20 protein-coding genes are annotated in these 22,730 nt (G+C 66.1%); 15 read left to right on the top strand and 5 right to left on the bottom strand.

The genetic code is table 11. The features are described 5' to 3' along the window. Window positions 1-20 precede the first annotated feature (20 nt). Window positions 21-494 (bottom strand): MarR family winged helix-turn-helix transcriptional regulator, encoded by a 474-nt coding sequence (locus tag ACIDOCELLA78_RS000000102660; protein ID WP_201728268.1) that lies wholly within the window; start codon window positions 492-494, stop codon window positions 21-23. An 85-nt stretch (window positions 495-579) separates the two neighbouring features. Between ACIDOCELLA78_RS000000102660 and ACIDOCELLA78_RS000000102655 the strand changes: the two genes are divergently transcribed. Beyond that, window positions 580-2,409, top strand: coding sequence for a chloride channel protein (locus ACIDOCELLA78_RS000000102655; protein WP_201728267.1), 1,830 nt, complete (start codon window positions 580-582; stop codon window positions 2,407-2,409). Window positions 2,410-2,500: 91 nt separating this feature from the next. After that, the gene (locus ACIDOCELLA78_RS000000102650; RefSeq protein ID WP_201728266.1) at window positions 2,501-3,709 is read left to right on the top strand and encodes a diaminopropionate ammonia-lyase; all 1,209 of its coding nucleotides are present in this window, start codon (window positions 2,501-2,503) and stop codon (window positions 3,707-3,709) included. Here the strand turns inward: ACIDOCELLA78_RS000000102650 and ACIDOCELLA78_RS000000102645 are convergent. The 3 genes from ACIDOCELLA78_RS000000102645 to ACIDOCELLA78_RS000000102635 are packed head-to-tail and all read right to left on the bottom strand — an operon-like array spanning window position 3,703 to window position 6,816. After that, on the bottom strand, window positions 3,703-4,695 hold the full coding sequence (locus tag ACIDOCELLA78_RS000000102645; protein ID WP_201728265.1) for a substrate-binding domain-containing protein: 993 nt from the start codon (window positions 4,693-4,695) through the stop codon (window positions 3,703-3,705). The two genes, ACIDOCELLA78_RS000000102650 and ACIDOCELLA78_RS000000102645, sit on opposite strands and share 7 nt — an antisense overlap. 49 nt (window positions 4,696-4,744) lie before the next feature. Then, window positions 4,745-5,779: an ABC transporter permease gene (locus tag ACIDOCELLA78_RS000000102640; RefSeq protein WP_201728264.1), complete on the bottom strand. Its 1,035-nt coding sequence runs from the start codon at window positions 5,777-5,779 to the stop codon at window positions 4,745-4,747. After that, entirely contained in the window at window positions 5,776-6,816 is a 1,041-nt protein-coding gene (locus ACIDOCELLA78_RS000000102635) for an ATP-binding cassette domain-containing protein (RefSeq protein WP_249675468.1), read from the bottom strand. Before ACIDOCELLA78_RS000000102635 ends, ACIDOCELLA78_RS000000102640 begins: the two co-directional genes overlap by 4 nt. Here ACIDOCELLA78_RS000000102635 and ACIDOCELLA78_RS000000102630 point away from each other — a divergent pair. The 10 genes from ACIDOCELLA78_RS000000102630 (at window position 6,806) to ACIDOCELLA78_RS000000102585 (ending at window position 16,670) form a co-directional block, all read left to right on the top strand. Next, entirely contained in the window at window positions 6,806-7,246 is a 441-nt protein-coding gene (locus ACIDOCELLA78_RS000000102630; protein ID WP_201728263.1) for a cupin domain-containing protein, read from the top strand. The genes ACIDOCELLA78_RS000000102635 and ACIDOCELLA78_RS000000102630 overlap by 11 nt on opposite strands. Before the next feature lie 7 nt (window positions 7,247-7,253). Continuing rightward, window positions 7,254-7,493 carry an FAD-dependent monooxygenase gene (locus ACIDOCELLA78_RS000000102625; RefSeq protein ID WP_283770820.1) on the top strand — a complete coding sequence of 80 codons (240 nt, stop codon included), beginning with the start codon at window positions 7,254-7,256 and terminating at the stop codon, window positions 7,491-7,493. After that, on the top strand, window positions 7,442-8,500 hold the full coding sequence (locus tag ACIDOCELLA78_RS000000102620; protein WP_283770825.1) for an FAD-dependent monooxygenase: 1,059 nt from the start codon (window positions 7,442-7,444) through the stop codon (window positions 8,498-8,500). Before ACIDOCELLA78_RS000000102625 ends, ACIDOCELLA78_RS000000102620 begins: the two co-directional genes overlap by 52 nt. Continuing rightward, window positions 8,497-9,315, top strand: a complete 819-nt coding sequence (locus ACIDOCELLA78_RS000000102615; protein ID WP_201728262.1) for an alpha/beta hydrolase — start codon at window positions 8,497-8,499, stop codon at window positions 9,313-9,315. The genes ACIDOCELLA78_RS000000102620 and ACIDOCELLA78_RS000000102615 overlap by 4 nt, the downstream gene beginning before the upstream one ends. Window positions 9,316-9,434: 119 nt before the next feature. After that, window positions 9,435-10,199: a pyrroloquinoline-quinone synthase PqqC gene (pqqC, locus tag ACIDOCELLA78_RS000000102610; RefSeq protein ID WP_249675466.1), complete on the top strand. Its 765-nt coding sequence runs from the start codon at window positions 9,435-9,437 to the stop codon at window positions 10,197-10,199. A 210-nt stretch (window positions 10,200-10,409) separates the two neighbouring features. Further along, window positions 10,410-11,810 (top strand): transporter, encoded by a 1,401-nt coding sequence (locus ACIDOCELLA78_RS000000102605; protein ID WP_201728260.1) that lies wholly within the window; start codon window positions 10,410-10,412, stop codon window positions 11,808-11,810. Between the two features lie 74 nt (window positions 11,811-11,884). Then, a complete protein-coding gene (locus ACIDOCELLA78_RS000000102600; protein ID WP_201728259.1) occupies window positions 11,885-12,718 on the top strand; it encodes a FadR/GntR family transcriptional regulator in 834 nt (277 codons plus the stop codon). Between the two features lie 31 nt (window positions 12,719-12,749). Then, window positions 12,750-13,754 (top strand): substrate-binding domain-containing protein, encoded by a 1,005-nt coding sequence (locus ACIDOCELLA78_RS000000102595; protein ID WP_201728258.1) that lies wholly within the window; start codon window positions 12,750-12,752, stop codon window positions 13,752-13,754. A gap of 10 nt (window positions 13,755-13,764) precedes the next feature. Then, a complete protein-coding gene (locus ACIDOCELLA78_RS000000102590) occupies window positions 13,765-15,666 on the top strand; it encodes a sugar ABC transporter ATP-binding protein (RefSeq protein WP_201728257.1) in 1,902 nt (633 codons plus the stop codon). Next, the gene (locus tag ACIDOCELLA78_RS000000102585; RefSeq protein WP_201728256.1) at window positions 15,663-16,670 is read left to right on the top strand and encodes an ABC transporter permease; all 1,008 of its coding nucleotides are present in this window, start codon (window positions 15,663-15,665) and stop codon (window positions 16,668-16,670) included. The genes ACIDOCELLA78_RS000000102590 and ACIDOCELLA78_RS000000102585 overlap by 4 nt, the downstream gene beginning before the upstream one ends. Window positions 16,671-16,675: 5 nt before the next feature. On the opposite strand, the gene ACIDOCELLA78_RS000000102580 is transcribed toward ACIDOCELLA78_RS000000102585, so the two are convergent. Then, a complete protein-coding gene (locus tag ACIDOCELLA78_RS000000102580) occupies window positions 16,676-17,098 on the bottom strand; it encodes a hypothetical protein (RefSeq protein ID WP_201728255.1) in 423 nt (140 codons plus the stop codon). A 642-nt stretch (window positions 17,099-17,740) separates the two neighbouring features. Between ACIDOCELLA78_RS000000102580 and ACIDOCELLA78_RS000000102575 the strand changes: the two genes are divergently transcribed. The 3 genes from ACIDOCELLA78_RS000000102575 to ACIDOCELLA78_RS000000102565 are packed head-to-tail and all read left to right on the top strand — an operon-like array spanning window position 17,741 to window position 22,726. Then, window positions 17,741-20,101 (top strand): bifunctional diguanylate cyclase/phosphodiesterase, encoded by a 2,361-nt coding sequence (locus ACIDOCELLA78_RS000000102575; RefSeq protein ID WP_214006275.1) that lies wholly within the window; start codon window positions 17,741-17,743, stop codon window positions 20,099-20,101. Beyond that, a complete protein-coding gene (locus ACIDOCELLA78_RS000000102570) occupies window positions 20,085-20,681 on the top strand; it encodes a hypothetical protein (RefSeq protein ID WP_201728253.1) in 597 nt (198 codons plus the stop codon). Before ACIDOCELLA78_RS000000102575 ends, ACIDOCELLA78_RS000000102570 begins: the two co-directional genes overlap by 17 nt. Continuing rightward, window positions 20,681-22,726 carry a TonB-dependent siderophore receptor gene (locus ACIDOCELLA78_RS000000102565; protein WP_201728252.1) on the top strand — a complete coding sequence of 682 codons (2,046 nt, stop codon included), beginning with the start codon at window positions 20,681-20,683 and terminating at the stop codon, window positions 22,724-22,726. Before ACIDOCELLA78_RS000000102570 ends, ACIDOCELLA78_RS000000102565 begins: the two co-directional genes overlap by 1 nt. The last annotated feature ends 4 nt before the right edge of the window (window positions 22,727-22,730 follow it).

The raw sequence follows: 22,730 nt of genomic DNA, 5'->3' as shown, positions 1-22,730 counted from the left end.
TCGAGCAGCGGGCGGCCCACTCACGACCGGGATTTGCAGTGCACCGCTCCGTTGCGCGCGGTGCCGCGAACCCGGCGCCGATAACGCTGGATGCGCGTCAGCAGGTGCCGTAACTCGGGGCCGATCTGTTCCAGCTCGTCGAGATGCGTTTGCGACAGCGCGGCGAGCCGCGCTTCTCCGCTTTCGGTCAACGCCAGCCGCACCCGCCGCCCGTCCTCGGGATCGGTCGCCCGCATGACGAAACCGGCGGCCACCAGCCGATCGACCAGTTCCACCGCGCTGTTGTGCTGCAGGATCAGGAACGCCGCCAGGTCGGACACGCTGGCGCTCCCCCGGTCCTGCATGGCGCGGATGCCGAGCAGCGCCTGATGCTGGCGCGGCGTCAGCCCGTCGCGCCGGGCGGCGGCCTCGCTGAAGGCGATGAATTTCCGCAGGGCAAAGCGGAACGAGGCCAGCATTTCGTAGTCCTCGTCGGTCAACCGCGCATCGGCCATGCTGTCTCCTTTTTCCGGCTGGTTGCCGTTGTATATCGTATTGCGATATATGACCAGCTCTTCCCCGACTCGGAGTCCGCCATCGATGTCATCTTCGCCCCATCTGCCACCGCCCGTTCGCCTTGGCGATTTCACGACCGATCGCGGGATCTTCCGGCTGATCGGGTTCGGCGCCTGCGCCGGCCTGTTCGGCGTCGTCGCCGGCTGGACTCTGCTGCGCATGATCGGGCTAATCAACGATCTCGTTTACTACGGCGTCTGGTCGACACGGATGCTGGCGCCGGGTGGCGCACAGGCGGGCGGCCATCCGGGGCTCTGGACGATCCTCGTTCCCGCCGGCGGCGCCGTGCTGATCGGGCTGATGGCCCGCTACGGCTCGGAGAAGATCCGCGGCCACGGCATTCCCGAGGCGATCGAGGCGATTCTGCTCGGCGGCGCCCGGCTCGACCTGCTTGTGGCGATCCTCAAGCCGATCTCCTCGGCGATCTCGATCGGCACCGGCGGCCCGTTCGGCGCCGAGGGGCCGATCATCATGACCGGCGGCGCCGCCGCCTCGCTGATGGCGCAGTGCTTCACCCTGACCGACGCCGAGCGCAAGACCTTGCTCGTCGCCGGCGCCTGCGCGGGCATGACGGCCGTGTTCGGCACCCCGGTCGCGGCCATCCTGCTCGCGGTCGAGCTCCTGCTGTTCGAACTGAAGCCGCGCAGCATCATCCCGGTCGGCACCGCCTGCATCACCGCCGCGATCCTGCGCCGCTTCTGCATGACGCCGGCGCCGCTGTTTCCTTATGCCGGCGGCGTGATCGTCGATCCGCTGCACGCCCTCGGCTGGCTCGGCCTCGGCCTTGCCGCCGGCTTCGGCTCCGCCCTGCTCACCGTGCTCGTCTATGCCGCCGAGGACGGTTTCAACAAACTCCCGGTCCATTGGATGTGGTGGCCGGCACTGGGCGGCCTCGTCGTCGGCATCGGCGGCATGGCCGACCCCGCGGCGCTCGGCGTCGGCTACCCCGACATCGCGCGCCTGCTCGCCGGCGCGCTCGCCGGCGGGGCCGCGATCCGTCTCGTCCTGGTCAAGGGCGTGATCTGGTCGGTGGCGCTGGGCTCGGGCACCTCGGGCGGCGTGCTGGCGCCGCTGCTGATCATTGGCGGCGCGCTCGGCGCGGTCCTCGCCCCCGTCATGCCGCACGCCGCCCCCGGCTTCTGGGCGGTGCTCGGCATGGCGGCGATGATGGGCGGCACGATGCGCGCCCCACTGACCTCGACGCTGTTCGCCGTCGAACTCACTGGCAATCATCTCATCCTCCTGCCGGTGCTCACCGCCAGCATGGCCAGCATGGCGGTAACCGTCCTGCTGATGAAACGTTCGATCCTCACCGAGAAGATCGCCCGCCGCGGCCATCACCTCACCCGCGAATACAGCATCGACCCGCTGGCCGTGACCCGCATCCGCGACATCATGGCAACCAGGGTGGACACGCTGGGCGCCGACCTGCCGATTGGGGCGGCGATCGAGCGCTTCCTCTCGCACGCGGCGGCGCACCGCGCCTTTCCGGTGACCGAGCCTGACGGGGTGGTGCTCGGCCTCGTCTCCCGCGCCGACATCCTCGACTGGATCGGCGACGAGGTGCGGCGCGACCTGCCGTTGCGCGCGATGATCGCCGGACGCAAGGTGGTCACCGCCGCGCCCGACGAGATGGCCGATGCCATCGCGGTGCGGATGCTCACCCGGAACGCCCCGCGCATTCCCGTGGTCGACACGGATGGCCGCCTCCTCGGCCTCGTCTCCCGCGCCGACCTGCTGCGCGTCCACCAGCGCGTCATGCTCGCCGAAACCCGCCGCGAACGCTTTTTCTCCTTCCGCCGCCGCGCCGGCGCGAAGGAAGCCGGAAAGCCCGAGCCGCTCGCCGTGCCATGAGGCGCACGCCGGATTGGCGCGCCGCCCCCGACCCCGGCATAACGGCGGCGGACCATGAGGCCGGCCCCTCGACTCCGGCGGGAGCAAAGACATGCTGATCCTGAACCCCGATCCCGCCCACCGCGCGCCGCTCGACGCCGCCGATGCGGCACTGCTCGGCGCGGACGCGGCCGATGAACTCGCCCGCTACCTCGCCCACCGCCCCGATCACCGCCCGACGCCGCTCATCGCCCTGCCTTGCCTCGCAGCCCGGCTCGGCGTCGCGGCCCTCCACCTGAAGGACGAATCGCCCCGCTTCGGTCTCGGCAGTTTCAAGGCGCTGGGCGGCGCCTATGCCGTGGTCCGCCTCGTGCTGGAGGAAGCCGCCCGCCGCCTCGGCCGCCCCGTCGGCTACGATGAAATGACCGCGCCGGAGATCCGCCGCATCGCCGCCGCCATGACCTTCGCCTGCGCGACCGACGGCAATCACGGCCGCTCGGTGGCGCAGGGCGCGGCGATGCTGGGCGGCCGCTGCGCGATCCTGGTGCATGAGGGCGTCAGCCCGGCGCGGGTGGCGGCGATCGCCGGCCTCGGCGCCGAGATCATCCGCGTCGACGGCACCTATGACGACTCGGTGGCAGAGGCCGCCCGCCTGACCGCCGCCCGCGGCTGGACGCTCGTCTCCGACACGTCGTGGCCGGGCTACGAGCGGATTCCGGGCCTCGTCATGCAGGGCTATGTCGCGATGGTGGACGAGGCGCTCGCCGCCATGCCGGCCCCGCCCACCCATGTCTTCATCCAGGCCGGCGTCGGCGGCCTCGCCGCGGCGGTCGCCGGCCATCTCGCCGTGCGCTTCGGCGCGCTCCGGCCGACACTGGTCGTCGTCGAGCCCGACCGCGCCGCCTGCGTGCTGGCGGCGGCGCGCGCCGGACGCCCTGTCCGCATCGCCGCCGGCGCGCCGACGGTGATGGCCATGCTCGAATGCTACGAAACCTCGCTGCTCGCCTGGCGCATCCTCGCCCGCGCCGCCGACGCCTTCATGACGGTGAGCGAGGACGACGCCGTCGCGGCGATGAACCGCCTCGCCCGGCCCGAGTCCGGCGACGCGGCGGTGGTGGCCGGCGAAAGCGGCGGTGCCGGTCTCGCCGGCCTGCTCCGCGTCGCCGCCGATGCCGGGGCACGGCAGACGCTCGGCTGCGGCGCGGATGCGCGGGTCCTCGTCTTCAACACCGAAGGCGCGACCGACACGGCGCGGTACCGCGACCTCGTTGGCCTCGACCCGGCGCTGGTAGCCGGCGCCGAGTCAGCGCCGGATCAGTAATAACCCTTCTTGATCAGCGGCTCGATCTTGTCGAGCAGCGCCTTGTCGTCGGTGCCGGCGGCGGTGTTGACGTTCATGCCCTCGAGGTCGAACCGCCTGGTGAGCACGCATTGCACCACCGGCAGGAAGCCCTGCAGGTAGAGCTGCTGGTTCAGTGTCGCCGCGATATAGCCGCTTTTCACCCCGGCGATGGTGGTCGGCGCGAGATCGATGCCGCCCACGGTGATCTCCCCAGGCTTCTTGCCGGCCTCCTGCAGCGCCTTCGGAATGAACGAGGTCACCAGCCCCTGCTGCGTGCCGATCGCCTTGAGCTTCGGATGTCGCTCGATGAAGGCGACGAGGATCGGCACCGACAGCGCGGGGTCGGCGTTGACGGCGTCAGAGATGTTGAGCTTGAAGACCTTGAGGCCCGCTGCCTTCAGCCCCTTCACCACGCCCTCGGCGGACTGGCCGCGGATGCCCTCGGCGAAGACGCCATAGACCAGCGCTTCGTCGCCCGGCTTCAGGTGCCCGGCCTTGACCATCGCCGCCGCGGTGGTCTCCCCACCCTGCACAAGAAAGGTGCCGACATAGCCGAATCCGTTGGCCCGGTATTGCGCCTCCAGCTTGGGCAGCGGCACGTTACCGGCGGTGACCACCATGCCCTGGGCCTCGGCCTTGCTCACCAGCGGGGCGAAGGCGGCATTGCCCGGATGGCCCATGATCTCGGCGCATTGCGGGCCGGCGGCTATGGCCTGGCGGAACTGCTCGATCATCTTTTCCGGCTGCCAGTTGGAATATTGCGCGATCAGCCGCACGCCGAGCGCCTTGGCCGCCGCCTTGGCGCCGAGTTCGCGCGGCAGGGTCGAGGCGTCGCCGGGGCTGCCGCCCATCTGGAAATACATGGTCAGCCCGGTGCCGAGCTTGTGCGGAGCCGCGGCGGCCGTGCCGCATACCAGTGCCGCCGCGATGGTGACCGCCGATGCGAAGGACGTCCTGAGTCTCATCTCGTCTCTCCCTGTATTTGCCTTGAGAGGCCCGTCATACCGGCGGGCTTCACTCGCGTTGCATCAGTCTCCGCTGCAGAGCCTTCACCCTCGCCGGGTCGCCGAGACCGGTGTGCAGCACCACCGCGGCGACGAACACGAGGCCGACGATCACCTCGACCCAGAACCCCGAAACCCCGGTCGCGACGATCCCGGCATCCAGCATGCCGATGATCATGGCGCCGAAGAAACTGCCGACCACGGTGGCCGATCCGCCGAACACCGAGGAACCGCCGATGAACACGGCGGCGAGCGCCGAGAGCAGCAGCCCCTGGCCCTGTGTCGAGAAATAGCTGAGATTGGCGACCGTCATCAGGAAGCTCGCGAAGCCGGCGAGCGCGCCCATCAGGGTGAACAGCCTGACCCGTTCGCGGACCGTGTTGATTCCGACCACCCGGGCCACCTCGCGCGAGTCGCCGATGAACAGCAGGTGCTCGCCGAAGCGGTGCCGGTTCAGGATCGCCCAGATCAGCACCGCGACGGCCACCGCCCACAACGCCTCCACCGGCACGCCGAGCAGCGTTCCCGAGAAGACCCGCGCGATCACCGTTCCGGTCAGATCGTTCAGCGCGTAGGACAGGCCGCCCGAGAGCACGGTCGCCACCCCCGTCCAGAAGAACGACGTGCCGATGGTGATGATGATCGAGGGAATCCCGAGTGCGGCGACCAGCCAGCCATTGATCACCCCCACCAGCGCGCCGCCGCCGAGTGCTGCGGCCAGGCCGAGCCACGGCAGGTGCAGCTTGTCGGCGCAGAACGCGAACAGGAAGCCCGACAGCGCGATGACCGCCGGGAACGACAGATCGATCTCCCCGGCCGCGACCACGAGTGTGAGGCCGAGCGAGAGCACCAGCATCGGCGGAATCGTGACGAGGAAGGAATTGTAGATCGGCCAGCGGAGAAACACCTCCGGCGCGAAGCCGATATAGACGCCGATCAGCGCGAAGAACACGACGATGATCGGTACCGCGCCGAGATGCGCGAACCAGCGCGGGGAGGATTTCGACGCCACCGGACGTCCCGGGCTCACGTCGCTGCCGCTCATGCGTGGCCTCCTGTTGCCGGCGTGCCGTGTTGCAGCTCGATCAGGAACCGGGTGAGATCCTCGAGGGTCATCTCCCCGGGCCTGATATTCGCGACGATCCGGCCGCGGTCGAGCACCACCAGCCGGTCCGCCAGCGCGTGAACATGCGCGAGATTGTGCTCGATATAGATCGCCGCGCGCCCCGAGCGCTTGATGGAGCGAACGAAGTCCAGCACCTTCTGCACCTCGCTGATGGCGAGTGCGGTGGTCGGCTCGTCGAGGATGATCAAGTCGGAATCGAAATGCATCGCCCGGCCGATCGCAATCCCCTGCCGCTCGCCGCCCGACAGCTTGGCTACGGTGGAATCCGCGTCGATGCCGACGCCGCGGAACCCGAGCTGGCGCTGCAGGATCTCGTTGGCGATGCGCCGCTGCTCGCGCACGTTGATGAAGCCGAAGCGGTTGACGATCTGCCGGCCGACGAAGAAGTTCCGCCACAACGGCTGCTTCTCGCCGAGCGATTTCTCCTGATACACCGTCTCGAATTTCAGCGAATGCGCGCGCCGGACCGAGTAATTATACAGGTCCACCGGCTCGTCGCGAATATAGAGCCGACCCGAACTCGGCCGCACCACGCCTGTCAGCGCCTTGATCAGCGTGGACTTGCCAGCCCCGTTGTCGCCGATCAGGCCGACAATCTCGTTGCGCCCGATCGCCAGGTCAATATTGTCGAGGGCGCGAACCTTGCCGAATTCGACACAGAGCTTCTCGGCGCGGACAATGTCGGACCAGTCGCTGTGCAGTGCCGCATGTCCCTCCGGCGTGCCGCCGCGGGACTCCGCGATCGGATATCCTGGTGAGCCCATCGTTCGGCTTCCATTTTGACGTTTCCTTCCGTTCATTATTGATGAAAGACAGATCGAGTCAATCAATGTATCAGTCCCCGAGTACAATTTTCCGTGCGCAGGTAAATCGGCTTCCCCGCATCCTCGGCTTGCCCGCGCCGCCGCCGCCTGATTTAACAATCCCAAACAGGGGAGACCGACCATGAACGACATGCCGCCGGGAATCACGAAGGCCGACGAGGGGATCGACGGTGTGGTCTGGAACGTCCTCGGCCAGACCTACACGCTGAAGCAGGACTCCGACCCTTCGATGGCCTGGCACGCGATCTTCCCGCCCGGCACCTTCGTCCCCCCGCATGTCCACCCGACGCAGGACGAATTCATCTACATGCTGGAGGGAAAATTCGATCTCTGGCTCGACGGTCATGACCTCGCGGCCGGCCCCGGCGACCTGATCCGCATGCCGATGAACAAGCCGCACGGCATCTTCAACCGCTCCGACACCGACGTGAAATGCCTCTTCTGGGTCGCCCCGGCCCGCTCGCTGCGCGCCCTGTTCGAGCGCATCCATAACCTCGCCGACCCCGCCGAGGTCGTCCGCATCGCCGCCGAGCACGAAGTCCATTTCCTGCCGCCGGGCTGAGCCCGCCATGCGCGTGCTCATCGCCGGCGGCGGCATCGGCGGGCTCACCCTCGCTCTCATGCTGCACCGACGTGGCATCGAGTGCCTCATGCTAGAGGCCGCGCCGGAAATCCGCCCGCTCGGCGTCGGCATCAATATCCTGCCGCACGCCGTCCGCGAACTCGCCTCCCTCGGCCTGCTGCCGCGCTCGACGAAATCGGCCTGCGCACCCGCGCGCTCTCCTACCTCAACCATCGCGGCCAGGTGATCTGGACCGAGACGCGCGGCCTGCACGCCGGCCACGACGCGCCGCAATTCTCCATCCATCGCGGCCGGCTGCAGCACATGCTCTGGCGCGCCGCGCGCGAGCGCCTGGGGGAGGAGGCCCTGCGCCCGGATGCGCGGGTCGTCGCCGCCACCGAGGCGGACGACGCGGTGCGGGTCACGCTCGCCAGCGCCGCCGGTGCTCGCGAGACGATCGCGGGCGACGCGCTGATCGGCGCCGACGGCATCCATTCCACCCTGCGCCCGCTGCTGCTCGGCGCCGACCCGCCGATGCGCTGGAACGGCATCCAGATGTGGCGCGGCGCGCTCGACTGGCCGGCCTTCGGCAGCGGCGACGAAATGATCATCGCCGGCAACGCCACCGCCAAGCTCGTCTTCTACCCGATCGGCCGGCCCGCCGCCGACACCAGCACGCGGCTGACCAACTGGGTGGTCTATGCCCGCACCGGCGCCGAGGGCATGCCGCCGCCCGCGCGCGAAAGCTGGTCGCGCCGCGGCACATGGGAAGAATTCGCCCCGCTGGTCGCTGGCTTCGCGCTGCCCTTCGTCGATATCGAGCGCCTCGCCCGCGAAACGCGCGAAATCTTCCTCTACCCGATGTGCGACCGCGATCCGCTGGAGCGCTGGACGCGCGGGCGCATCACTTTGCTCGGCGACGCCGCGCACGCGATGTATCCGGTCGGCTCGAACGGCGCTTCACAAGCGATCCTCGACGCCCGCTGCCTCGCCGACCGTCTGGCCGAAAGCGCCGACACCCCCGCCGCACTCGCCGCCTACGAGGCCGAGCGCCGCCCCGCGACCGCCGCCGTCGTGCGCTCGAACCGCGTCGGCGGCCCCGAGCGCGTCATCGACCTCGTCGCCGCCCGCGCCCCCGACGGCTTCGCCCGCATCGACGAGGTCGCCCGCCCCGACGAGCTGGAGGCCATCGTCCGCGGCTACGCGACCCTCGCCGGCTTCGCGGCGCCGCAACCTGCGAGCGGCGCGCCATGACCGGCCCGTCCGACCCCGTCTTCCAGTATCTCGCCGGGCAGATGCGCCCCGGCCATCCGGCGCTGATCGAGGCCTTCCTGCGCGAGGGCGACGCCGCCATCGCCGCCCGCGCGCCGCGGCTCGACATCCCCTACGGCCCGCATGAGCGCGAACGCTTCGACCTCTTCGCCGCCCCCGGTGCCGCGGCGACCCTGCTCTACCTGCACGCCGGCTACTGGCAGGGGCGTGACAAGGCGCAGTTCCGCTTCCTCGCGCCGCCCTTCGTCGATGCCGGGTTCAACGTGGCACTGGCGAACTACCCGCTCTGCCCCGATGCCAGCCTCGCCGCGCTGACCGCCTCGGTGCGCCGCGCCGTCCCCGCCGTCCTGAACGCCGCCGGCGGCACCGGCGGCCTCGTCGCCATCGGCCATTCCGCCGGCGCCCATCTCGCCGCCGAACTCGCGCTGACCGACTGGGACGGGCCCAGCCCGGTTACCGCCATCATCGGCCTCAGCGGCGTGTATGATCTCGACCCGCTGCGCGCGACACCGCTGAACGACAGGCTCGGGCTCGACGCCGAAGCCGCCCGCGCCGCCTCGCCGGTGCATCGCGTGAAGCCGCACATGCCGCCGGCGATCTTCGCCGTCGGCGGCGACGAAACCCCCGCCTTCCGGGCGCAGACCGGCGCGATGCACGCGGCCTGGCGCGCCGCCGGCAACATCGCGCACGAGATCGTCGTTCCCGGTGCCGATCATTTTTCTCTCCTGCGCCACCTGGCCGATCCCGCCTCATCGCTCTTCGCCGCCATCGCCCCGCTCGCTGCCCCGCGCGCTTGATTCGCGCGCCTGACCGGCGCGACGCTCATCCATCCCCGCCGCGCAATGATGGAGATCAATGCGCCGTCCGCCGCCCCCTGTCGTCTTTCGGGCCGCACACTTTCGGGGAATGTCCAATGATGAGAGCCGATCTCCTGGCCGAGGCGCCACCCGCCGATGACGGCCGCGCGCCGTGGTCGCACGCCGAATTCGAGGCGAAGCTGCGCGAGGCCGGCAGCGCCTACCACATCCACCATCCGTTCAACGTTATGCTCAACACCGGCAAGGCGACGCCGGAGCAGATCCGCATGTGGGTCGCCAACCGCTTCTATTACCAGATCGCGATCCCGGTGAAGGACGCGGCGATCCTCTCCAACTGCCCCGACCGCGAGATCCGCCGCGGCTGGATCCGCCGCCTCCTCGACCATGACGGATTCGACTACGAACTGCCCGACGGCACCCATCTGCGCGACGAGGGCGGCATCGAGGCCTGGCTCCGCCTCGGCATCGCCGCCGGCCTCCCGCGCGAGGAGATGCTCGACCTGCGCCACCTCCTGCCCGGCGTGCGCTTCGCGGTCGACGCCTATGTCAATTTCGCCCGCCGCGCGCCCTGGCAGGAGGCCGTCTGCTCCTCGCTGACCGAGCTTTTCGCGCCCGACATCCACCGCCAGCGCCTCGCCACCTGGCCCGGCCACTATCCCTGGATCGAGAGCGAGGGCCTCGACTATTTCCGCAACCGCACCAGCCAGGCCCCGCGCGACGTCGTCCACGGCCTGCGGATCACGCTCGCCCATTTCGCGACGCGGCCGATGCAGGAGCGCGCCCTGCAGATCCTCAAGTTCAAGCTGGATATTCTGTGGACGATGAACGACGCGATGGGACGGCACTACGGCGTGAACGCGTGAGCCAGCCGCACGGCGCCGTCACCGGGGAGCGATGCCGCAAGGCTGGTTGCGTCGGTGGGAACCGGAATCTGTCGCGCATTATGAACTTTCACGCGCAAATCAATAATTGAACGGAAAAATTAAATGAGTATAAGGAATTGATCATTTTTGGTCCGGGCTTTCAAATTTCTTTGTGCAAGGCGCTGCACGAGACGCGGGGACGGAGAGGCTATGAGCAGAATTCACTTGATCTCGCGGACGATGCTCGGCGGGCTGGGTATCGCCCTCATGGTTCAGGGAGCTGCAGATGCCGCAACGCCGGAGACCTCCGCGCGGATCCGTGAACTGAACGCAAGACTGGACCACCAGGCAGCTGTGTTGCAGCAACAGAAATCGAGCCTGGTCGCGCAGATGGACGCGATCCGCACGGAACTCGAATCGATCCGGCGTGAGCGTGCCGAACTCGCCGCGTTGAACGGCAGCGCCCCGCCGCCCACGCGCCGCCTGCCTCGCCGGCGTGTTGCGGAAGCCCCGGGCGCGCCCTCAGCGACGGCTGCCGAGCCGGCGCAAACCACGACGGCGCCGCGCGAGACGACGGCCCCGGCCGCCGAGGCCGCCGCCTCGACCCAGCGCGAACAGGCCGACGCCAACCGCAAGGCGCGGACCAACCTGGTGCTGCAAACAAACTCGTCCCTCGCCCAGTCCGGCGGGGTGCTGACGCCGAAGGGGACGCTCGTGATCGAGCCGTCGCTGCAATATTCCTATTACGATACCAATCAGGTGAACGTCAGCGGATTCACCATCGTCCCCGGCATCACCTTCGGCAATATCAACATCAACAAGGTATATGAAAATCTGCTCACCGAGCAGCTCACCCTGCGCTATGGCCTGACCGGGCGGTCGGACGTCTATGTGCGCATCCCTTTCGAGACCGGTTACAACACCACGATCACCTCACCGATCCTGGTCGGCCAGAGCGTGGGGCCGCTGACCGTCTCGGCGCACGCCTTCAACCTTGGCGATATCCAGTTCGGCGGCAGCTACCAGCTCAACCGCGGCTCGGAATCGGTGCCGACCTTCGTCGCCAACCTCAACTTCAAGACGATGACCGGAACAAGCCCGTTCAGCGTGCCGATCTTCACGACCAACTCGCCTCAGGGAATCTACCTTCAAGGGGTGGACAAGCGACTGCCGACCGGCACCGGCTTCTACCAGCTCCAGCCGAGCCTGACGATGCTGTATCCGACGAGTCCGGTCATCCTGTTTGCCAACCTGAAATACGTCTATAATTTCGGCCGTACCGTCAGCATCCAGAACCCCGGCGGCGGCGCGGCGGTGAAGGCGAAGCTGCAACCGGGCAATGGCATCGGCCTGTCCTTCGGCATGGGCTTCTCGCTCAACAACCGCGCCTCGTTCAGCGTCGGCTACGAGGAGGACCAGTATTTCGACGAGCAGCAGAACGGCCAGAGCATCAAGGGCACGGCGTATGACGCGGGCGCCTTCGATTTCGGGCTCGGCTACCAGATCACCCATAATGCCAGCCTCAATGTCGGGGTCAGCATCGGCGTCGGTCCCAACTCGCCTGCCGCACAGATCGTCGTCCGCCTGCCGATCAGCCTGAATATTCTCTGAGCGCCACCCCCGAAACACGCCGGGGAATTTAAGGTCCGGGCGGAGTGAACGGCTCGCTTGACCGTGAGCGGCGAATGGTGTTTGCTCCGCTGGTCTGCTGGCTGGGCCAGTGGACAAGCGGGAGGATAAACGACGTGCCGCAAGGCGCCTTTTCCGTGATCGGGCATCTGCCGGATCTGCGCGACTCCGTCATGCGGCGGACGACGCGCGAGCTGGTTGCCGAAAAGATCGCCGGGCTGATCGCCGCCGGGATCGTCCGGATCGGGGATGCGCTGCCAAGCGAGCGAGATCTTGCCACTTCGTTTCAGGTCAGCCGCGAAACCGTTCGCGGCGGCATCCAGATCCTCGCGGCGCGGGGCGTGATCGAGGTATCGCAAGGCGCACGGACGCGGGTCATCAGCACCGACCTCGGCCTCATGGCGCCCGGCGTGACCGAGACCCGGCGGATCAATGAATACGATATCGAGACCGTTCACGCGGCACGCATGCTGGTCGAGCGCGAAGTGGTCGCCGCCGCGGCGCGGGAAATCAGGCAGGACGATCTCAACTTCTTGCGCCGCTGCCTCGAGACGCAGAAATCGGCGCAGACCGACCCGGTGCGGTTCCTGATTTCCGACCGCGAATTCCACCTCGCGATCTATCGCGCCTGCGGCAATCCCGCGCTCGCCGATTTCGTCAGCGACCTCTACGCCCACATGATGGAGATCCGCCGCCGCGCGGTAGCGCAGGACCAGGCCGTGGCGCGGAGCGTCGCCGATCACGAGGCGATCCTTGATGGGCTGGCGCGGCATGACGAGGCGGCGGTGGTCGCCGCCTTCGACGTGCATCTCGACCGGATCTACCAGACCACCCGCCACGTGATCGAGGGCGGCAGGCCGCCATCCGGCGCAGCAGGCCGGAACGACTGAACCTACAGTCTCAAACAAACAGGAGGAAACCATGACTGACGACATCATCATCCGCGCCAAACCTCGCCTGATCACGAGGCGAACCCTAGGCAAGCTCGCCGCGCCGACAGTCTTCGCCGCGGCGATGGCGCCGGGCCTCGCCTTCGCCAAGGGCAAGCGCCTCGCCTACATCACCCCGGGGCTAGACCTGCCCTACTGGCGCACCCTGTCCAACGGCATCGCCGACGAGGCGAAGAAACACGGCGCCAGCTCGGTCACCTATGACAGCCACAACTCGGCGCAGACCCAGCTGACCAACGCGCAGGACGCGATCGCCAAGAATGTCGACGGCATCATCCTCTCGCCGACCGACACCTCGACCGCGCCCTCCGTTCTCGCCGCCGCCGCCCGCGCGCGCATCCCCGTCGTCATCGCCGATATCGGCACCTCGGGCGGCGAGTATCTCTCCTTCGTCATTTCCGACAACCGCAAGGGCGCCTATGGCATCGGCAAGGTGCTGGCCGCCGAACTCAAGGCGAGCGGACGCAAGCACAACACCGTCGGCCTGGTGACGATCTCGCTCGCCCGCCAGAATGGCAAGGATCGCACCGCCGGCTTCATGCAGGCGATGGACGAAGCCGGGATCAAGCGCGTCGCCCTCTCGCAGATGCAGACCTACACGGCCGATGAAACCTTCAAGTTCGTGCAGGACATGCTGACCGCGCACCCCGAGATGGACGGGCTCTTCGTCGAGACCGACGAGCCGACCATCGGCGCGCTGCGCGCGATCCGCGCCGCCCACCGGCAGAAGACGATGAAGGTCGCCGCGTTCGACGGCATCCCCGAATTCATCAAGATGATCGAGGACGGCACCATCGTCGGCTCCGGCATGCAGCAGCCCTACCTGTTCGGCACCGAATCGGCGAATGCGCTGTTCCAGCATTTCGCAGGCACAACCCCGCCGAAGCGGATCGAGATCCCGATCATCGTGGTGGACAAATCGAATGTCGCCAAGGAAGCGCCAATCGTCCGCAAGACGACGTTCGGCCTGAGCTGAGCCGATCGCCGTGGCCCTGCTCGAACTGCACGACATCTGGAAGCGTTTCGGGGTCACCCAGGCGCTTTCCGGTGCCGCGTTCGATCTCCGCGCGGGGGAAATCCACGCTCTTGTCGGCGCCAATGGCGCCGGCAAGTCGACCCTTTCGCGGATCATCTCGGGCCATATCAGGCCCGATTCCGGAGAAATCCTGCTGAACGGGGCCCGGTTGCGGCATGCCGGCGCGCGCGACGCCATCCGCGCCGGTATCACCATGGTGACACAGGAAACCTCGCTCGCGCCCGATCTTTCGGTGCTCGAAAATATCATGCTGCCGCGGATCGCGATGCCTGGCCGGCTCGACTGGCGCGCCCTCCGGGCGCAGGCGCGGGCGCTGATCGGCGAGATCGGCCAGAGCGACGTGCTGCGGCCCGACATGAAGGTGAGCGAGCTGAGCATCGGCCAGCGCCAGCTGGTCGAGATTCTCAAGGCGCTGGCGCTGGACAGCCGGATCATCATTTTCGACGAGCCGACCGCGGCACTGTCGCCGCACGAGGCGGAGCAGCTGTTCGGATTGATGCGCAGCCTTGCCACGAGGGGGCACGGGCTGATTTTCGTGTCGCACCGGCTGGAGGAGATTTTCGCCGTCACCGACCGGGTGACGGTGCTGCGCGAGGGGCGGATCGTCGCCAGCGGGCTCGCGACCGAGACCATGCAGCAGGGCGAGCTAGTGCGCCTGATGGTGGGACGCGAGTTGCAGGACATCTACGACCGCGGCGGCCGCAGCCGGCGGCGCACGGACGGCGCGGTGGTCTTGCGGGTCAGTCACCTGAGCTGCCCGCCGATGGTGCGGGACGTGTCCTTCGAGGTACGCGCCGGCGAGGTGCTCGGCCTTGCCGGGCTGGTCGGCGCCGGACGATCGGAAACGATCGAGACGATTTTCGGCCTGCGCCAGCCGGTCTCGGGCACGATCGAACTGGATGGCAAACCATTCCGGGCGCGCTCGCCGCGGGATGCGATAAGGGCAGGCATCGGCCTTGTACCGGAAGACCGGCGGGGCCAGGCGATCGTGCCGGATTTCTCGGTGCGCGAGAACCTGCTGCTCGCGCATCTGGGCGCGCGCTCGGCGATGACGCTGGGCTATGGCACGCGCGGCGCCGCGGTGCGCGCGCTGCTCGAACGGCTGGACCTGCCGGAGCGGCGCCTGCTCGACGCCAACATGCTCAATTTCAGCGGCGGCATGCAGCAGAAGGTGATCCTGGCGCGCGGTCTCGTGCTCGCGCCACGGCTGCTGCTGCTGGACGAGCCGACCCGCGGCGTCGATATCGGCACCCGCAGCAGCATCTACGCGATGCTGCGCCGGATCGCCGATGAGGGTGTTGCCTGCGTCGTGGTGTCGTCGGATTTCGAGGAAGTGATCGGCGTGTCCGACCGCATCGCCGTGCTCAGCGACGGCGTCAGCGTCGCGGAACTGCCCGCGGAGCTGATCGACATCGAAAAGCTCGGCATGTTCGCCGCACCGCGCAGTTCGGCGGAAAAGACCCATACCATGCTCGGGCAGCTGGTGGCGCGGTATGGCGGCACGGCCTACTGGATGGCCGCCGAGGGAGGGCGGCTGTTCTGCTTCGACAGGGTGGGCGACGATCCGTCGGCCGATCCCGGCTTCGTCACCGGCGGCTTCCCCGAAATCGCGGCGACTTCGATCGCCCATGCGGTGGGGGCGCCGCGCGGCGCGCTGCACCGGGCGCCTGATGGTTCGCGCCCGACCCTGCTGGTGCCGATTTCCGGCAAGCGCGGCCACAGCCTCGGGATTGTCGGGCTGACCTTCGGGCGAGAGCCGGCGGATTTCGACGCCCCCGCGGTGACCCAACAGATTCTCGCAGCGCTCGGCGAGCGGCGGGATGCTCAAAACGAGACCAGGATCGAGGCATGACCCCCATGAACGGACCCGCCACTTCCCTCACTGGGCAGACCGGCGCCGCACCGCGCCGCACGCTGCTCACCCTGCTTGCGACCCAGATCGAACTGCGCATGTCGCTCGTTGTCGTCGCGGTGATGGCCGTGCTGTCGCTGATCTCGCCGTATTTCCTCACCTTCAACAACATGCTGAACCTGCTGAGCCAGTCGGTCGTGGTCGGGCTGCTGGCACTCGGGCAGACGCTGGTGATCCTGATCGGCGGCATCGATCTGTCGGTGGGCTCCCTGGTGGGGGTGACGGGGATCGTGCTCGGCCTCTCGCTGCACCATGTCCCGATGCCGGTGGCGTTCCTGTTCTGCCTTGCGGCGGGCGCCGCGGCCGGGCTGGTCAACGGCCTGATCATCACCTACGGGCGGGTGGCCGCCTTTGTCGTCACGCTCGGAATGATGTCGGTCGGGCGCAGCCTTGCCTATGTGCTGAGCGGGGCGAATTCAATCAGCGGACTACCGGCTGGCCTCGGCGCGCTTTCGGCGGACTCGCTGTTCGATATTCCGGTGGACTTTCTCGTGCTGATCGCGTGCTATGCGCTGTGCTGGTGGTTCCTGAACCATACCAAGGGCGGGCGGACGCTATATGCGCTCGGCTCGAACGCCGAGGCGGCGCGGGTCGCGGGCCTGCGGATCGGGACGTGGAGCGTGCTCGCCTATGTGATTTCGGGGCTGATGAGCGGGGTGGCCGCGATATTCATGGCATCGCGAATCCTGTCCATCGACCCGATCGGCGGCCAGGGACTGGAACTCGACGCGATCGCGGCGGTGGTGATCGGCGGCGCCAGCCTGTTCGGCGGGCGCGGCTCGATCGTCGGCACCCTGTTCGGCGTGTTCGTTATGCTGTTCATCCGCAACGGGCTGAACCTGCTCAACGTGTCACCCTACTGGCAGGGCACGGCGATCGGATCCGTGATCATCATCGCGGTTCTGGCCGAGCGGCTCCTGAGCGGCGCCCGCCGCCGCGGCTGAGCCGCTCAGAACCTGTAATGCAGGCCGGCTGAAATCAGGTTTTCCGACTCCATGCCGCCGGTGCGGTCTTCGGTAGCCGTGAAATAGGTGTCCTGCAAGCGGACGAACCAGGCGCTGGCGAGCGGCAGATCGACACCGAATCCGCCATCAAGCCCGTATTTGCCCCAGCCGGCCACCGCGCCGAATTTGGCGAAGACCGGGTAACCCGGGAGATAGACAAGGCCATCGAGGCTGAATTCCGGCCCCGGCCGCACCGCCCGCTCTTCCTTGCCGGTCGTGATCAGGAACGCATCGATGCCGAACGTGGTCAGGCCAGGAACCGCATGGCGATAGCCGAGCGAGACATAGGCGGAGCCGGGAATGAAATTATACCCCGCACCGATATCGACGTTCCGAGCCTGCGCGGCGGAGCCGAATGACACTGCCATCAGGATGCCGGCAATGCTTGCCCCGCGGCGGGCTTTCGATGCGATTGTTTTCATTATGAGTTTGGCACCTCCCGAGCCTGACCGCTATGCCACCGTACACAGCCGCGATCCGCGGCCTGCGCCGTGCGAGCGGTTCGTTGAGCAGCGTAGCCTTCGCGACAGGCTCAATCAAGCGACCGGTGCCGCGTTCGGGAACAGCGTAGAAGGATCGGACGGTCGTCTTATCCGGAAAGACTACGCATTGTTATTTGCATGAACGAATACTGCCAATGAGTCGTTCTGCGAGGCACGCATTGCGATTAGGTAAATTTTTTGCTAACAAAATAGTCAATTGCTTTTTTGAGAAATTGTTTCGGAGGAAGTATTTTTTTGATGCATAATTCTCAAAATTATCAATTTGATTTTTCGTTTGTACTTATGTGGTGCGCCGATGGCAAAACCCGCTAAACTCGTCATTAACAATTCTGATATAATGATTTTGTGGCGGCGGCAGGCCCGTCGATGTTTTGCAAGCCGGCAGATTTTACCGGATCATTTTCGAAGCCTTCCTGATTTGTCACCGTTCAAGAATGCCATGCATGTAATCGTCCGGGCCGAACGCTTACCCAACGATGCGCCTGTACGGCGGTGCACAACGGCACCATGCTGAATGCGCATCCCCTATTGAGCCTGTTGAAGGCGCCGCTTATCGGGATTGGCACGGCAAGCGTCGTTTACGCGATAGCGGCGCGCGCCGGGGGCATGAAGCCACGCGCACGCATTGCCCTCGCCGGACTCGCCGGAACCGTGGCGGCGATCGGGGGCTGGCGGGTATTCCTGGTCAGCCTGCACATCTATTTTCCGCATGTTCGCGACGCGATTCCCCTCGCGGCAAGGCTTGAATCGTTCAGCTTCATGACGGGCGGCGCGTTTATCGCGCTATTCATCACGCTGTTTCTGACGCGTAACAGCCGGAACATGGCGCTTGCCAGTTCGACGATCGCCGCAGGTGCGTCCTGTATGGTGTTCGCCGCCGTCAGCGGCATCGCCGAGCCTTTCACCCTGGCGTACGAGCTCAGCCGGGTCATCATCACGATGCTGGCCGGCGGCCTGCTCGCCGCGGCCGGAATCCGGTTGGCAAACCGGGAAGACGGCTTCCGCATCCTGAGCATTCCCGCGCTGGGATTTTCGCTCGTGGTGCCGATTTTCGGCGCACTTTCGGCCATCCTGCCATTTGCCGACTGGGTGACGGCAACGCGCCAGCAGAACGCCTTTGCGCTGCATCCCCTGCAACTTGTGTTTGTGTCCGAACTCGTCGTGATGCTGGCCTTCGCACTGGCCGGCGCCGGCGTCGACAGGCAGAACGCGCTCAGGGTTGCCAGCGAAAACACCCGCCTGCGCGAACTGACCGACAACATGTTCGAGGCTCTGCTGATCCATCGCAAGGGTGTGATCGTCGACATCAACCAGGTGTGCTCGCAACTGCTCGGCTGGCCGGCCGAAGTTCTGGTGGGCAGCCCGATCGACCGCTTTCTGCCAGGGCTCGCGACGGCCGACTGGTCCGACGCCGAGAGGCCGCATGCCGCGGAAACCATCATCATGACGGCGGGCGGCGAAACCATTCCGGTCGAAACACTATCGCGGATGATCAGCTTTGGGGGCAGCAAGGCGCAGGTCACGGCATTGCGCGACATCAGGAGCCGACGCGCAGCAGAAGAGAAAATCCGCTTTCTCGCGCATCATGACGCGCTGACAAAATTGCCGAACCGACTGATGCTGCAAGACGCACTGGCGCGGGAGATCGCGGCGATCCGTGCAGGGGGGCTCGGGCTTGCGATCTTCTACATCGATCTCGATCGCTTCAAGTCAGTGAACGACACGCTCGGCCACCAGATCGGCGACAAGCTACTGCAGATGGCTGTGGCGCGCATTCTGTCCAATATCCGGGACATCGACCTGCTGTGCCGGATTGGCGGCGATGAATTCGTGCTGCTGCAGCCGCGTGTCGAGCATCCCGACATCGCAGGGTCGCTTGCGGCGCGGCTCAATCATGCGATCAGCCAACCCTACGACATCGACGGGCATGCGGTGAATATCGGCGCCAGCATCGGAATCGCGCTGGGCCCCCAGGATGGAACGGAAGCCGAGATGCTGATCGGCAAGGCCGATGTCGCACTCTACCGCGCCAAGGCCGACGGCCGGAACCGACATTATTTCTTCAGGCCCGGCATGGATACCGTCCTGCGCCGGCGACGCGTGCTCGAACAGGAACTCTCGGCTGCGATCGAGCACGAGGATCTTACCATCTGTTACCAGCCGGTGGTGACGGCTGATCACGAGTTGGTCGGGTTCGAGGCTTTGCTGCGCTGGACGTCACCGACATGTGGCAGCATCTCGCCTGACGAGTTCATTCCGATTGCCGAGGAGACCGGGCTGATTGTCCGGCTCGGCGCCTGGGTGCTCGACGCCGCCTGCCGGCAGGCGACAAGCTGGGGCGGGCGATACTGGGTGGCGGTCAACGTGTCTCCACGGCAACTGACCGAAGAGGACTTTCCTCGCCTGACGGCGGAAACCATGGCACGCGCCGGGCTGGCCGCGCATCTGCTCGAACTCGAAGTCACCGAAGGCGTGGCGCTGCACGACAACGCCCAGGCGCTCAACGCCCTTGCCGCGTTGAAGCATCTCGGCCTGCGTATCTCCCTCGACGATTTCGGCACCGGGTATTCCGGTCTGTCCTCGCTGCATCACTACCCGTTCGACAAAGTCAAGATCGATCGATCCTTCATCGCCCGGATCGCCGATGGCGATCGTGCGCGAGCCATCGTGGCAGCAGTGCTGGCGATGAGCCGGCAACTCGGCCTGACCGTGACAGCCGAGGGAATTGAAACGGCAACCGAATTCACGGTGGTACGCGACAGCGGCTGCGATCTCATGCAGGGCAATTTCCTGAGCCCGCCGATATGCGACAATGACCTTGATCTCTACATCGAAGCCCGGGAATGCCGCGATGCCGCACACGCGTGAGCGCACAGATCCGCGGGCACAACAGGTCAGTCCATCTGCCGGAACCACGCGGATTGTCTTCGCATTCGTTCTCGGGTTGGCGCTTCTGGCCGGCATCGCCTATGGCCAGACCCCACCCTCCGCGCCGTCCTTTACCGCAACAGATATCAAGGTCCTCAACAAACTGCTGACCTTCGTTCGTCCAGCGGTGAAAGGCGATGGCATCATCGCGATCGCGTATCGCCCGGGCAATGCGGCCTCGAAAGCCGACGCCGAGGCGATCGCAGCAACAATAGGCCATGGCATCATGACGGGCACCGCCCATCTCCGACCGGTTCCGGTCCCAGCCAACCGGCTGATGGCAGGTGAATTCGACATCATAATTCCCGCTGACAGGGCTCCCATGCAGGAAGTCGCCGCGGCATGGGCCTCGCATCATGCGCTTTGTGTCACCTCACAAGTCGCACGGGTGCGGGCCGGAACGTGCACGCTTGGCATCGCATCGCGACAACGGGTGACAATCGTCCTGAACACGAAAGCAGCGCGCCGCGCCAGGGTGGATTTTGCTGCCGCGCTGTTATTGATGATCGAGGAAGTATGATGCGGCAGCAACATCGCAGATCGGCTTGTGCGATCATTCAGCTGGCTCTGCTTGCGTCTCTGTCCCTGACGGGACGGGCCCATGCGCAGATCTTCCCGTTCGGTCAACTGGAACAGGTGTTCGGCGCGCCGGTCACCGCAGCGGCCACGGGCACGCCGCTGCTGGCGCGCGATGCGCCGGCCAATGTGGTGATCATCACCCAACAGCAGATCCGGCGTTCGGGGGCGATTTCGATTCCCGGCGTTCTGCAGTATGTGACCGGACTCGACGTGCGCCCCTATACCCTCAACGCGCCGGAGGTCGGCGTGCGGACCTACAACCAGCCATACAATCCGCGCCTCCTCGTGCTGCTGAATGGCCGGCAGGTTTATCTCGACGAATTCGGCCACGTCGCCTGGAGTTCCATCCCGGTTCAACTCTCGGAAATCCGGCAGATCGAGGTCATCAAGGGGCCGGCAACCGCACTATATGGATTCAACGCCGTCGACGGTGTGATCAACATCGTGACCTTCGATCCTCTCGATGATCGGGTAGACAGTGCCGAGGTCTATGGCGGCACCCAGAGCCAGTATGGAGCGTCGCTTGCCGGTACCGCCCATGTCGGGCGTATGGGCATTCGCCTCTCGGCGGGAAGCTATTCGGCCGATCCGAAATATACGACCGTCCTGCAACGGCCGGACGCCATCTCGCTGCTCAAGCCCCGGAACGACGAGATTCATCTTGCGACCCGCACGGCGCTTACCCCCGGCGTCAGCCTGTATGCAAGCCTGAGCTACAGTTATGGCGAAATCCCAAGCGAGAGTTTCGCATCGGTTCTGAGCACGCTCTTCCTCTACACCAATTCGCAGCGAGTCGAGCTTGACGCGGATACAAGGATCGGGCGGATCAGCCTGAATGCCTATCGCAACGGTTTGCGGGAAAATATCTTTGTCCCGTTCTTCACCCAGCCCAACAACCTGTTGCAGCAACGCGTCTATGTCTTGCAGGCTACCGACCTCATCAGGGCATCACGCAACCACGTTATTCGGCTAAGCCTCGAATATCGCAACAACTCCGCCCACTCGCTGGACTTTCTCGGCGGAACAGCCAGCTATCAGGACATCGCCGCCGATGCGACATGGATGTGGCATGTAACACCGTCCATTTCCCTGACAAACGCGGTGCGGGTTGACGATCTCTGGCTCGGATATGACGGCGTGCCGATCCCGAATTCCGGCCTGACCGCGCAGCAGATCCGCCAGGGCGGGTTCGCAGCACTAAGCTTCAATTCCGGGCTCGTCTACAAGCCTACAAACATTGATACGCTCCGGCTGCTGCTCGGCCAGGGGGTGCAGGCGCCGAGTCTGATCGATTTCGGCCTGCAAGGAGCCGCGGGAGCGTTTGGTCTGGTGGGAGCCACCGGCAATCCATTTCTGCACCCGATGATCGTCGATAACGCCGAACTTGACTGGGATCGGCAACTCCCGGCCCTGCATTCAACACTCCATACGGCGCTTTTCATCCAGCGCGACCACGACATCATCACCTCGCCGGTCGGTGGCATCATCGTGCCGACGCCAGCAGCGCCCATCATTCTTGCGGCAGAAAATTCCGGCTGGTCCGAAGCGGGCGGGGGCGAAATCTCGCTGAAGGGCCACACGAGTTCAGGATGGCGTTGGTCGCTTGGATTTGCCTACGAAGACACATTCGAACGCAAAGTCGGCAATCGCCAGATTGTATTCGACAGCAACAGCAACCTGTTTTCGACCGTTCCACGCGACAGCGTTATTGCCCATGTCGGGCGCACCTGGGGCCACTTCGATATCGATGCTTACGGCCGCTGGCAATCTTCTTATCGTGATATTTCCTTTACGACGGCCATGCTGAATTTTATTCCTGTAACGATCTCCAGCAACTTCACGCTCGACGCGCGGGTGGCCTATCACCTGAGCAAACATGTCACCTTGTCGGTCGTCGGGCAGCAGCTCAACGCGATCCGTATTGCCTCGACACCAGGACCTTACACCAACCGCCAGGTCATCATTGCGCTGACGGCCCGATATTGAGCGC

The organism is Acidocella sp. C78 (assembly GCF_907164655.1).
This window is presented reverse-complemented; position numbering and strand designations above follow the sequence as displayed.